Here is a 12,948-nt window from a genome sequence, read left to right as displayed (position 1 = left end):
AGCCGTCCCAGCCGTAGATGTTTTGGCCGCAGTCGTATTGGGCGTTGAGCGTGCGCTGTTGCTGCTCGATCCACGCCGGGCCGGCGCCGGGGCTGGGCGGGCAGTGGGCTTTGGAGTATTTGGCTACCCGTCGCCCCAGTGCGTCGTAGGCGAAGTCGGCGGTCAGGCGGTCGTCTTCGTAGCGGGTCAGGCGGTCATAGAGATCCCAGGTGAAGCGGGCTTTTTTGCCGTTGTCGAGGCGTTCAAGCAGGTTGCCACGGGCGTCGTAGGTGTAGTGCTGGCCGACGTAGTCGCGCAGCAGGTTGTCGAGAAGCTTGGGCGGCGGGTGGTGGATGGGCCGGCGCGGGGCCTTGGGGTCGAGCAGGTTGCTGGCCGGGTCGAAGGCGAAGGTTTCTTCTTTGTGCTGGCTGCTGGCCCCGAGCAAACGGCCGAGCGGGTCGTAACGGTAGTTGATGTCGCCACGGCGGTTGTCGTGCAGGTCGGTCAACTGACCGGCGTCGTCATAGCGGTAGTTGCGCACCAGCAGGCGCGTGCTTGAGCCGCTAAGGGCTACGGTCTGTTCCTGTAACTGGCCGTTGGGCGTCCAGCTCTGGCGTTGTTGCAGGCCGTTGCCTTGGTGGCGGACGATTTCACGATGCAGGTCGTCGCGCTGGTAGCTGAGCAGTTCGATGTCGTCGACTTTCATTGCCAACAAATGGCCACTGCCGTAGGTCAGCCAACTGACCCGGTGGCCGTCGGGGCGGGTGGTGGCAATGCGTTGGTTGAGGGCGTCGTACTCGTGCTGCCAGATGGCGACGTGGCAGGGTTCGTAGAGGTGCAGGTGCTGATGTTCGCGGGTGTTGTTGCCCGCCGCATCGTAAAACCACTGCAGTTTGCAGGTCGGGTTGGTGGCCAGCAGCAGGTTGCCGTTGCCGTCGTAGGCAAAGGTTTCGGTCTGCCATTGCTTGCCACCCTGGTAGGCGGCGTGGCGGGCGCTCAGGCGGCCGAGCGGATCGTAGTCGTATCGCCAGACCCGGTCGCCGTCGGATCGATGGGTCGGCTGTTGGCTACCGTTTTCGTACTGGTAGTGAATGGTTTGCCGGTCGAAGCCGGTTTCGCTCAGCAGTTTGCCTGCCGGGTCGTAGGCGAAGGTAGCTGTGCTGTTGTTCTCGTTACGCAGTTCCAGTAATTGGCCGAGCTTGTCCCAGCGGTAGGCCAGGGTGCTGCCGTCGGCCTGCTGGCGTTGCTGGATTAATCCGGCTTCGTTGTAGTGCCACACGGTGCGCTGGCGCAGGGCGTCAGTGTGGCTGAGCAGGCGGCCTTCGGCGTTGCGCTCGAAATGCTCTTCGGTGTTGTCTGGCAGGGTCAGGCGCACCAGTTGCCCGGCGCTGTAATGGTAGGTGGTGATGTTGCCCGCAGCGTCGGTAAAACGGCTGAGCTGGCCGAGGGCGTTGTACTGCCACTGGCTGACTTTGCCCGAGCAGTCGGTGTAGCGGGTCAGTTGGCCGTCGGCGTTGTAGGCCAGGTGTTTGCTGCCGCCAAGGGCGTCGGTGATGAGCACCGGCAGGTTGTCGCTGTTGTAGGCGTAGCAGGTTGTGTTCTCCAGCGGGTCGAGGGTTTCGATGATGTTGCCGCGCGGGTCGTAGTCGTATTTCCACAGGCCGCCTTCGGCATCGCGGGTCTTGAAGCGCTGGTCCTGGTCGTCGTAGGCGTGGTGAATGCTGCTGCCGTCGGCGCGGGTGTGTTGCAGCAGGTTGCCGCGCTCATCGTAGGCATATGAATCGGTGCTGCCGTCGGTGTGGATATGACGAGTGACGTTTTTGGCGGCGTCGCGAAACAGCCATTCTTCGTTGCCGTCGGGGTAAATGATGCGATAGGTGTAGCCGAGGATGTCGTAGTAGTGCCAGGTCTCTTGACCCAGGGCGTCGGTGACGTAGGTGAGACGGATATTGGCGTCCCATTCCAGGCGGGTGTCGTAGCTGCCGTCGTCGGCCCATTCGCGCACGGCTTTGGCGTCCGGACCGTCGCCTTGCCATTGCAGGTTCATGCCACGCCCGGTGCGGTCGGTGTAGCGGGTGATCAGGTGATGTTGGTATTGATACGCCCACTGCGCGGCGTTTTCGTCGCGGGCTGCGCGCAGATCGCCATGTTCGTCATAGTCGTAGCCCGCCAGTTGGCGCAAGGGCGCGCCTTCGTGCATCAGCCACAGGGCGTTGATGCGGCCGTGGTCGTCGAGCTGGGTGTGAATGTGCTGGTGCGGGGTGTCGCCCTGGTGGGTGATCAGGTCCGACAGCACCGCCTGGCCTGCGTGCAGGTGGTCATAGTGCAGGGTGACGCGGGCGCCGCCGCGCAGGGTGATTTCACTGAGGGCGTAGTGATCGCCCAACTGCTGGTAGTGTTCCTGGTTGTCGTGGCCGCGGGCGATGACCAGGGTGGTGGCTGAGTTGCGAACCAGCAGTACGCCTTCAACGGCGTCGTAGTGATGTTTGCCGAGCTTGGGGTTGGGATAGCGGTGGTTGCGCCCGTCGGCACCGAGGTAGATCAGGCCTGTGTCGTTGACCGCGATGCGGGTCGTAAAGGGGGTGATCCAGCGTGCGCCGAGGCTGCCGTGATCCAGGGCGTCGAGGCTTGAACGGTAGGTGCGCACCCATTCAACCGGGAAGGGTCCGGGCAGGGAAAAGTCAGCGTGTGCGACGGTTTCGCTACCCGTGGCGAAGCTGATACTGCAGCCGGTGCTGGAGGCGGTTTTGTTTTTGCAGCCGGGATCTCTGTCGGTGTGACGTTGAGTGTTTTGAGTCACCATACCCCCTTGGCCTGTGTAGGCCTGGGCGTGGTTGACATGTTGTGGTGCGACGCTTGCTGGCTGGGTGCCGCGGCGCTTGCGGCGGGCGAGGGCGCTGACCAGTTCGGCAATCAAATTGCCAATGCTGCCGATTTTTCCCGCATCGCCCAGCGACGTGACCTTTTGCGCGGCCAGCTTGCCGATATCGTCGGCACTCTTGGCCACGCTGAGCAGCTCTTGGCAGGTGCTTTTGGAGAGCACTCTGTCGTCGATTAAAAAATGCGCCCCAATGGCAAACAGCGGGCCTGCGAACAGAGAAGCTTTCTTGGCCTTGTTTGCCAGCGTCTTCTGTCCGTCATCGCTGGCGATGCTCCTGAGCATCTGTGCGAAGGCGGCGCAAGCTTTGCTGATTTCGGCGGCGATTTTCGCCAACAGCTCGCTGAGACGGGTTTGAATGGCGGCGGCAAAGTCTTCGAGTGCGCCTCGGGTTTTGTCGTTGAGATTCTCTTCGAGGGCGGTAAGCATGGCTGCTGAGATGGCCGCCAGACCGTTCTTGCGCACCGTGGACAGCGTGGTGCGCACCGCCAGCCGGGCAGGACCGACGCCGGGGAACGAGACCAACCCGACCACATTGATACCCAGGCTCACCCAGGTGAGGAAATCCTCGCGGTCACCTTCGATCAGCGTGAGCAGATCGCCAATGGCATCAATCCCCGCAAAGACTGTACCGACCCCGGGAATAACCGAGCCAGCGGCGTGCACCATGTTCCAGCTGACCGTATCGTTGGTGAGCTTGCGCAGCCATTGGTCGAGCTTTTCCTTGCTTGCCTCGATATCGTCTTTGGTAACCGTATTGATTGGGCTGTTGGCCGATTGCCGTGGGCGAGTGGCAGGAGAATTCATGATGATTTCTCCGGGTTGCCGGGCCGCTGTCTGGAAGCATCGATGCTGCCCGCGAGGGTTTTGACCGACGAGGGCATTTTGCTGAGGGCTGCTGCCTTCAGCGCGTTTTTAGACGGTGGGGTGTTGAGTACTGTCTCAAGCACTGCTCGGGCCTGAACCGGCAGGTGGGTGCGGGTGGTGTCAGCGGTGGTGGTTTCGATTTGTTCATGGGGCCCGGGGAAACCCGGATCGGTCCAGACATCAACCGGGTCTTTGTTGAACTGGACGTTGGCCGGGCCGGGCGCCAACCCCGCCACGGCTGCAAATCCATTGGCATCCAGCACGCCTTTGAACACCTGCCCCAGAGCATCTTCTACCTGGTATTGGCCCCCCTTGAACGCCAACCCATTGGCATACTGCTGAAGCAACTCCAGATTCCCGGCACCGCTTTTGAGGTCTTGCGGAAACGCCGCGGCCTGGCTTTGCGCGTTTTTATAGGCAAAGTTACTGGCATGGGCGATGTATTGGCCGCTAGTGGTGTGGGTGATGCCACCGGCGTTATAGGTGGTGGTGCTGCCTGCGGCCTTGATCACCAGTTCTTCTTTGGCGCTGAGGGTGATGCGTTCGGCGGTGGCGGTGATGTTGAGCTTGGCCAGCAGGTTGATGTTGTCTTTGAGGGCGCGAATGTCGATGTCGCCGGAGGCCGCGACCAGTCGCCAGCCCATACTTTGGACGAAAGTGCGCACGCCGCGGCTGGCGCTGATCAGCAGGCGTTTGCCGATGGCCAGGCTGGTGTGGCCGCCACTGGTCAGGGCCAGGTGTTCGCCGCTGGTCAAGTGGGTGGATTGCGGCGTGCTGCTGGCGATTCCGGCAGGGCTGTGCATTACCAGATAGGGTTCGCTCAGCTCCGGGAACTGGTTGGCACTCGGGTTGCCGCCTGTGCCGCGAATGGCCGCATGCTGGTCACTGAGTGCCTGCGCGACGTCATCCTGATCGCCGCTTTCCTGGGCCAGATGGTCGCGGGCCAGGTGGGAAAAAGTGGCGTGATGTTGCTGCGCAATGCTGAGTTGCTCGGCGCATTCGGGCAGATCGGTGTGATGGGCGACGGCGCGGGCGCGAAGCTGGGTTGTAAGCAACAAGCCGCCGCCCGCCCGCACCACACCGTGGGCGTCGGTACGCAATTCAAAGCCTTCGCCACGAGGCGCTCCGCCATCGGGGCGCGGATGGGTCAAGAAGCCCGTGTTCAGCGCTGTGTGCTGATGGTCGGTCATCAGCGTGGCGCTGATTTGGCCATGGGTGTCATCAAGGCGCAGTTCGTTGTGGCGTTGGCCGTGCAGCTCCTTGCTGCGGATCGGGCTGATGGCTTTGAATTCCGGGAGTTTGTAAGGCGTGCGGTTGATGGCGTGGTAACTGCGGCCAATCACCATCGGCTGGTCGGGGTCCCCGTGCAGGAACGCCACCAGCACCTCTTGGCCGATGCGGGGCAACGCCACATGCCCCCAACCCGCCCCGGCCCAGCTCTGGCACACCCGCACCCAGCAGGAGCTGCGGTCATCGTTGCGGTCTTCGCGGTCCCAAGGGAACTGCAGACGCACCCGGGCATGCTCATCGCAATAGACTTCTTCGTTGGCCGGGCCGACCACCGTGGCGATCTGTGGGCCTTCGATACACGGCTTGGGCAGCAGCGGGGCCTGCCATTGCAGGGTGTCAGGGATCAGTGTGGCGGTCAGGTTGTAGCGAGTGCCGACACGGCTGTCGGCGGACTCTTCTTCCAGGGCGGTGTGCTGCTGCCCGCTGTGGTGGATGTGCACGGCGCGCCAACCGATATTCATGTCTTCACGCGGGTGGCCGACCAGATCAAAGGCCAAACCCGGCACCAGCCGTGCATCATCACCCGTCACTTCAACCGTGCGCGCATCGCTGCGCAAGACCAGCAGGCGGGTGCGGGTGAAGGGTTTACCGGCGTTGTCATGTTTGTAACGACCGGGGTAGTCGTAGCGTTCATAGCCGCTGGATTGATGGTCCAGATGCATCGCCTGTTCTTGTTGTTCCAGGTTGTAACGAGGGTGGGTGAAGGTGTAATCGCGCTGGGTCTGCTCGCTGCTCCGTACCTGTTCGCGGTAGGTAAAACTGTGCAGTGCCGGTTGCGCGGGATCGCCGCCGGGGTTGGGCGCGTACACCAACGGCTCATCCTGCAAAATGCCGAAGGTGGCGATGTGGTCAGCCAGGATCAACGAATGCCCGGCTTCACTGTGCTGGAAGATCGACAGCAAACCTTCTTCGGCGGCGAGGCGCTGATAAAACGCCAGGTCCAGCTCGCCTGCCTGAACGCAGAATTCACGTGTTTGATGGGGCTCGGTCAGGCGTTGGGTACACGCGCCCCAGTGGCGATCCTTGAACAACTGCTTGAGGATCTGCGGCACGCTGCGCTGCTGAAAGATGCGCCAGTCCGATTGCAGGTTGGCGCGGGCCAACTCGGGCTCGATACGGGCGCGATACCAGGTGCGACGAAAGCCGGTCTTGCCTTGCTCGAACTGGCTGATCAGGCCGTGTACGTACCGCACGGGCATACCGCCCTGAAAGAGGGTCAGTGTGGCGGGTTTGTCCAGCAGGGTTGCGAAGTCGGCATTGGCGGATTCACTGATCAATTCAACGTTTAAACAGAAAAGTTCAGAGATACCTTCGCTCAGTTCAAATGACACCACCTCAAAGGCAATGTCGGCTGTTGAACTGAAGGTAAACCGCACATCCTGTGGACGGGACATAGTTGCTCCTGAGTGCGTGCACAGGGGGCAGAGTTAAGTTGCTCTGTGCGCAGATTGCGGTTTATAGGCAATGGCTTAGATTGAATGTCATGAACTTTAAAGATGACTTTTGAGTTCGTCCTCTTCCGTATTCCTTATATTGCGTAGGAAGATTCCGTAATTAAGTTATTTACGGGAATTATTCGGGTGCGGTAATCATGTGAGGGCAGCAGATTTTGGGGCGGGTGTGAGCGAATTATCCCGCCAGAAGAGTAGGGTCAGCAGTTTGTTGGGCAATTTTTTGCAGCATCTGGTCATCCTGGTGTTGCACGCTGTAAAGGCCCAGGTTTCCTGTTGAATGGTGCTGAGCAAGGATGTGGCCGATGAGGTGAAACCATATCGGGCCGGGCATGGAATAGATAAAACTTCCCCAATTAAAGGAAAGATCTGACAGATCTCTAGCAGAACTGGCCGATACAGTCCGCGCTCTTCAAATAAGTTGGCCAGCATCAATCGGCGCGGTCGGTCTTAATCAGGGAAAATACTGCATGCGCCTTATTCGTCGACAAGATCGCGAACGACTTGGAATTAGCTTCAGAAATATAGAATCACCATTTTTTGCAAAAGCGAACGTAGAGCGTGCTTTGCACTTGCCCCATACGCCTCTTAACTTATTTCATGTTGATGTGTTCGGTCGGCCAATGAGTGACCAACAAATCGTAGAGGCTGTTGAAAACGGAGACTTTTGTGGGGGGAGGTGGCGTCGTTGCCGGTTCACTTTTAAGGGTCGCTGTCGTAGCAGGTTTATGTATTTTACTTGGCTTACAGCGTTATGCGGGGTAACGGTTGTGGGGGCTGGCTCTTTAGCTTTAGGTATCGTAGGAGGCATTGCTGGGGAGTTGGCTGGGGATGTGATCTACGAGATCGTGAAATAAGTACTGTCGACTTTGTCATTGGTTGTCTATGTGGTGCAGTAATTATCTGTTTGTTTGTTTGTTTGGATAGCTTTTGCGCTTCGAATTGGATTTACTCAGATGGATTTGATGTTGGGGTTTTTACGAAACTGCTCTTTTATTGATAGTTTGGCGAAATTTAAGCAGGGCGGGCTTTGGGGTAAGTTACTGCTGGTTGGTAGTGTTTCAGGGGTTGTTACGTTTCCCGGTTTATATATTAGGCGCGGAACTGTTGATGCTGAAGATATCAGACGGTTTCCAGTGCAGCTCAAGCGTAGGCTAGTTTTTTTGCAGTGGGCTGGAATCGTGCTAATAAGTTTGCTTTTTTTGCTAGTGTTGGTTAGCAAGATTTTTGGTTGATTTGAGCAGTAATGGTATCTTTGCGTATAACTGCCTCTGCTTGTTGTTCGAACCAGCTTCAACACAACGAGTTAATCACTGACAAATTTTTGAGAGTGCTTGGTAAGTTTAAATGCCGCTGAATTTTTTCGGCTATCTTTGTAGCGCAGTGCTGATTAGCTCAGGGTTAGTACTGTGGCTTCTAGGTAAAAGTAGCGGCTGGCTTGCCTACAATTCATTCATTGGTAGCCAACGCATCATCCTCTGAGATGCGATCTATTCTCCAAGGTGTCTGGTTGTAAGCTGTAGCTTTACCTAGACGACCAGCCAGCCTTCCATTTCACGATCACGGGCCATCAGCGCTCGAAGGCCATCACGAATGACTTCGTTTTCAGTGGGGTATTGACCAGTAGCAACTTTGGCTTTCACCGCCTCGCCCATCTGATTGGGCCAAGTGATGCTGAAGTGTTGAGTGCTGCACATGATGTGCTTACCGTGCCTCCCCATCCTTAAAAAAACACCTGACCGCTATCGAAATTACGGGGTCTGCGGTTTGCTTCGTGTCTTCTAAAAATCATGACGCTTCATCACAGTACATTGCTGGGCAATTTGTAGGATATTTCTGCTATCGTCGCAGGTAAAATCTCAAGCCTGTGTCGGCGGGCGCTCCTACTATTGTTAAGTGTTAGCAAAAATGAAATTGAAGCCCCAGCAAATCAATCAGTTTCTTGAAAATTTGAAATTTTCCGTCGTCAGCCATACGGATAAGATCTGCATTTGGCGTTATAAACATGGCGAGTACCTGATCGTAAATGTGAAGAATATTTCAGGAAAATCTGCCCTGGTAATTGATCCCGGTTTGGCGGCGCGAGTTTCTGAACTTCAGAGTGTTAACGGTGTGAGCGTCGGGGGCGAGTATATTCACCATAGCAATATGACCGTGTTTCCAAAGCGCTTAAATCAAGGTGGGGAGTTGATTCACTACGGTATACCCGTATCGCTAGAGTCTGAAAATTCGTTAATTGGTTTGTTGAAGATTGTGTATCCGTCGCTTACTGACGAACTGGTTGATGCAGGAAGGCTCTCATTTGCAGGCGAGGTTTCTGCCCCCGAAAGTCAGCGTGTTACCCATTCAGAGTTGCTAGCGTGGTTTGAACAGCGTACAGGGCAAGTGCTTACTTGGGAGCAACTCCAGAATGCACCATCTACTGTTGCGATTTCAGCAAAAGGCATTTACAAGCCAAAGGAATCTGACTATGCGTTGTCGATTAGTCAAAGGCTAGACAGTCCTTACAGCGATCAAATGCCCGTTTATCAAGAGAATGGAAGTTGGCACTATACCTATGCTCAAGAGGAGAGCCCGCGTGGGAGTTCCACAAAACTTTTTACCAATCAGGGGCTGTATAGGTGTAAGGAGGATGGAGTGCCTGTGGCTGTTCTTGTGCAGCTTACTAAGAAACCACAAGTCACGACATATAGAGTATTAGGGCTAGCAAAGGTTATTTCGTGGAAAAAAGGGTTCTTTACGCTTGAAAGCACGACTCTCTCAGAGGACGGTATCACCATTAGTGCTGCAAACGAATCGTCTACTTTTTCGCCAGACGGCGTTGAAGATAACCGTACACGAACCTTGAAAGAGATAACTCTACGTCAAGGGCAGGGTGCATTTCGCAGTGGGTTACTTACCGCCTATGAAGGACGTTGCGCTATCTCAGGTTCTGCAGTTCAGCAGGTGCTTGAAGCTGCCCATGTCACGCCCTACTTAGGTAAAGAAACCAATCATATTAGTAACGGACTTCTACTGCGCAGTGACCTCCATACACTGTGGGACAGAGGGTTAATTTATTTGTGTGAGGAACTCAAGTTGCAGCTTAAACCCAGCCTGGACACTTCTGAGTACGCTTCCCTCGCGGGCGAAAAGATTAGGGCTAGAGTGGCGAATACTCCTGAACTCTCAATGGCTGCAGTGAGAGCCCATCGAGAGTGGTGCTGTAAGACTTGAGTGCAATGGTGGATTTGATGAATTGTGTGGTGGTCTAATTTCCCCGGACACCTCGATAGGTGGAAAATACATCTATCGAGGAACTCTCCATGACTAAAAAACGCAAAACATTCGATGACAGCTACAAGCTGGAAATCGTGAAGATGATCAAGGATCAAGGGCTGACCGTTCCACAGGTTTGTCGAGATCAGAATATCGGTGAAACAGCTGTACGACGCTGGGTGCAGCAGCATGATGCCGAGCAATTGGGGCAGGCTGGGATTGGTAAGCCGTTGACGGCTGAGCAACAGCGCATCCGGCAGTTGGAGCAAGAAAACCGGCAGCTCAAGATGGATAATGACGTCTTAAAAAAGGCTACGGCCTTCTTTGCCCGCGAGCTGAAGTGACGTATCGACTGGTTCGGCAACTGCAACAGAAGGCTTATTCGGTGGCGTATCTCTGTCGTTTATTGAGCGTCAGTCGATCCGGTTTCTACGAAGCACAGAAGCGTGCTGAAGCGCCTGCTCAGAAGAGTTGTCCTGTCCTTGTGCAGCTCAAGGCCTCGTTTTCTGCGAGTGGTGGCTGCTACGGTAGTCGCCGCTTGCGTAAGGTTTTGCAGGCCCAGGGCATCGAAGTGGGGCTTTATAAAATCCGCGGGCTGATGCGTTCAAATGGCTTGCGCTCGGCCTGGAAACGTAAGTTTGTGCACACCACCGATAGCAAACATGATCTGCCGATTGCCGAGAATGTGTTGAACCGCCAGTTTGAGCCTGAGGCTGTGAACAAGGCCTGGGTGGCGGATATCACCTACATTAGAACTCGCAGTGGCTGGCTCTATCTGGCGGTGGTGTTGGACTTGTTCTCGCGCAAGGTAGTGGGGTGGTCGATGGCCCCCAACATGCCAGCAGAATTGGTGTGCAGCGCAATGCAGCTAGCTATCGCTCAGCGCCAACCGCCACCGGGCCTGATCGCCCACTCGGATCGCGGCAGTCAATACGCCAGCGTGAGCTACAGAGCGCTGCTGGCTCGAAACGACATGCAGCAAAGCATGAGCCGTAAAGGTAATTGCTGGGATAACTCAGTGATGGAGCGCTTCTTCCTGAGCTTGAAGATGGAGCGAGTATGGCGGCGCGATTATGCCAACCATGCCGAAGCGATACGCGACATCACTGAATACATCGTTGGGTTTTACAACAACGAGCGATTGCACTCAAAACTGGGTTATCTGCCACCGACCGATTACGAACGGGCGATGGCGTGGAAACAACCTAGCGAGGTGTCCGGAATTAGTTGACCACTACATTGAGTCCATTCATGTTCCTGGCGGGCTGCAACCCTAGCGCGAACCCGCCCCTATCCACCCCCAACCACCCGCGCCAAACGCCTCACATAACTCCCCACAATCACCTTATGCGCCACCCCCACCGGCACCATATAAATACGCCCATACAGGTTATGGGTGACAACCGACGAAGTAATGGTGAGCAAGCGATCTGCGATTGAAATGCAGATCATCACGTCCAGGTGTCTGTCGCGTTCGGTCAGGATCAGCATCTGCGGGTCGCTGTGCTCCACCAGAAAGAAATCCAGATGATCGCCGACGTGTACGTCTTTGCGCTCGGCGCCCGTGAAGCCGCCGATCCGTTTTACGCCAAATTTTGCGGAGATCGCGTCCCTTATCTGGAACGCTGTTCGCATGAGCAGCCCCGAGTCGGCGGTGATGATGTTCCAGGCGTCAAGCGGGCTGATGTGCACCGGGAGTTGGACCGATCTGATGTGGTAGTAGTCAAGTTCGGACGGCGCGCGCAGTGTGGGTGCAGGGGAGGTGATGGCCAAACTATTTCCCTTCCGATGGGCTGATTTTATTTATCACAACGTCTTAAGCCCTTCGCGCCCTAGAGAATTTCTACCACAGGGGTAATGAGTTTGGCGCCCAGGGCGATTTCTTCGGCCAGCACGCTTTTGAGTGTTTCTTTGCTGCCTTCTTTCATGGTTTCGGCCAGGCGCTGGCGGATTGAAAGCCCGTGGGTGAGGCAGTGCGGCGTTGATTTCAGGGTTTCCAGGCCTTTTAAGGTCAGGACGGCTCCCGAAACTTGGGCGTCGGGGCATATTTCGCCGGTCAGGTAGCCGGTGCCGATAAGCCAGCGGACGGTGGCATTAAAAAAATCAGCGTCGCTCGCGGGCAGCTCCAGCAGGCACAGGTCGTTGCCTTCAGAGGTGAAGGTGGGCGTCGCCAGTTTTTTTGCGACGAGGTCGTAGGGGATCGGGAAGTGCTCGTACAGCTCGGCAAAAATTTTGCCAGCCAAGTCATTGAATTTATCGATATTGGTATCTGACATGTCGCAGGGCTCCGGTAACAGACACTCAGCCTAAGAGGTAGCAGGATTGTAGCTCGCTCCTGCCAGGCTGGCTTCACTCTGGCTCAGCTCTTTGCAGGCGTCATGATTAGGCAAAGGAAAAAAACATCGACTACAGTCATCCTCTGTGCAGGTGTGTGCGTATTAATAAAGGCAGTACTGCACGTTACTCGATAAGGATATGGAGTTATTTAATGTCAACGTTATTGGCAGTGAGACCCAAATCAGAAAGAAACATAGAGCTGGCTATTTGGGCCGGCATAGTGGCTGGCGTTATATCGGCGCTGGTGAAGTCGGGCTTTGAGACTTTAATTCCGCCCAGAACCCTCAGTACCACGCCGCCGCCGGTCGTGCTTCTGGAAAAGCTCGGTTTTAACGTGGACCTCATGACCTATGAGTGGATGGGGTACAGCATCAACTGGGGTGGTAATGGTGTTCACATCCTGTTTTCAATCGTGATGGCGATTATTTATTGCGTGGCGGTGGAGTTTTTACCCCGAGCAAGATTGCTGCACGGTGTTGGTTTTGGGGTGGGTGTTTCGGTGTTTGCCCACGGTCTGGTCGTTCCGTTGTTGGGGCTTTCGGGGTGGTTGTGGCTGGCGGGCTCGCAAGCGCTGATCTCGGAGTTTGTCGGCACGGCGTTCTGGATTTGGACGATTGAGGCGGTCAGGCGTGACCGTCGCTACAGCATTCCACGCAATCAGTTATAAATTTGGTTTCCTGCGACTGGCGATGACTGTCTGGCGTCAGTCGGTTATAAAAGACAGAAATAGACCAAAAGGGGAGCGGTATGAAAAACCGGGTTCAAAAAAAGCATGTGTTTTTAATTATTTTTATTGCCTTTGCTGTGTTCAGTTTTTTGATGACTAACTGGGATCAATCACTCTGATTTATTGAGTCGGCTTACGCCGCGCAGGTGTTTGAGCCTTAC

Annotated in this window: 9 protein-coding genes; 4 read left to right on the top strand and 5 right to left on the bottom strand. The window is 55.9% G+C overall.

Annotated features, from left to right (window positions below):
- Together TU84_RS12525 and TU84_RS12520 are read right to left on the bottom strand one after the other, a co-directional pair.
- Window positions 1–3,664, bottom strand: a 3,664-nt coding sequence (locus TU84_RS12525) for a DUF6531 domain-containing protein (RefSeq protein ID WP_048369380.1), incomplete at its 3' end; no start/stop codon positions are given.
- A complete protein-coding gene (locus TU84_RS12520; RefSeq protein WP_053225229.1) occupies window positions 3,661–6,408 on the bottom strand; it encodes a type VI secretion system Vgr family protein in 2,748 nt (915 codons plus the stop codon). The genes TU84_RS12525 and TU84_RS12520, both read right to left, overlap by 4 nt.
- 1,013 nt (window positions 6,409–7,421) lie before the next feature.
- Here TU84_RS12520 and TU84_RS12515 point away from each other — a divergent pair.
- Entirely contained in the window at window positions 7,422–7,700 is a 279-nt protein-coding gene (locus TU84_RS12515) for a hypothetical protein (RefSeq protein WP_053225228.1), read from the top strand.
- A 294-nt stretch (window positions 7,701–7,994) separates the two neighbouring features.
- On the opposite strand, the gene TU84_RS12510 is transcribed toward TU84_RS12515, so the two are convergent.
- Window positions 7,995–8,162, bottom strand: a complete 168-nt coding sequence (locus tag TU84_RS12510; RefSeq protein ID WP_228393816.1) for a ribbon-helix-helix domain-containing protein — start codon at window positions 8,160–8,162, stop codon at window positions 7,995–7,997.
- Between the two features lie 211 nt (window positions 8,163–8,373).
- On the opposite strand from TU84_RS12510, the gene TU84_RS12505 reads away from it, so the two are divergent.
- Both TU84_RS12505 and TU84_RS12495 read left to right on the top strand, forming a co-directional pair.
- A complete protein-coding gene (locus TU84_RS12505) occupies window positions 8,374–9,681 on the top strand; it encodes a DUF2002 family protein (protein ID WP_053225227.1) in 1,308 nt (435 codons plus the stop codon).
- A gap of 89 nt (window positions 9,682–9,770) precedes the next feature.
- Window positions 9,771–10,954 (top strand): IS3 family transposase gene (locus TU84_RS12495; protein ID WP_206541195.1). Its coding sequence is split into 2 segments (ribosomal slippage): window positions 9,771–10,035 and window positions 10,035–10,954, totalling 1,185 coding nucleotides; the frame shifts between segments, so codons are not numbered across the junction.
- A gap of 59 nt (window positions 10,955–11,013) precedes the next feature.
- On the opposite strand, the gene TU84_RS12490 is transcribed toward TU84_RS12495, so the two are convergent.
- Together TU84_RS12490 and TU84_RS12485 are read right to left on the bottom strand one after the other, a co-directional pair.
- Window positions 11,014–11,496 carry a DUF2867 domain-containing protein gene (locus TU84_RS12490; protein WP_048369376.1) on the bottom strand — a complete coding sequence of 161 codons (483 nt, stop codon included), beginning with the start codon at window positions 11,494–11,496 and terminating at the stop codon, window positions 11,014–11,016.
- A 59-nt stretch (window positions 11,497–11,555) separates the two neighbouring features.
- Window positions 11,556–11,999, bottom strand: coding sequence for a hypothetical protein (locus TU84_RS12485; protein ID WP_048369375.1), 444 nt, complete (start codon window positions 11,997–11,999; stop codon window positions 11,556–11,558).
- 212 nt (window positions 12,000–12,211) lie between these two features.
- Here TU84_RS12485 and TU84_RS12480 point away from each other — a divergent pair, with 212 nt between their 5' ends.
- Window positions 12,212–12,727 carry a DUF1440 domain-containing protein gene (locus TU84_RS12480; protein ID WP_048369374.1) on the top strand — a complete coding sequence of 172 codons (516 nt, stop codon included), beginning with the start codon at window positions 12,212–12,214 and terminating at the stop codon, window positions 12,725–12,727.
- Window positions 12,728–12,948 lie beyond the last annotated feature (221 nt).

This window comes from Pseudomonas helleri (genome assembly GCF_001043025.1).
GTDB lineage: Bacteria > Pseudomonadota > Gammaproteobacteria > Pseudomonadales > Pseudomonadaceae > Aquipseudomonas > Aquipseudomonas helleri.
This window is presented reverse-complemented; position numbering and strand designations above follow the sequence as displayed.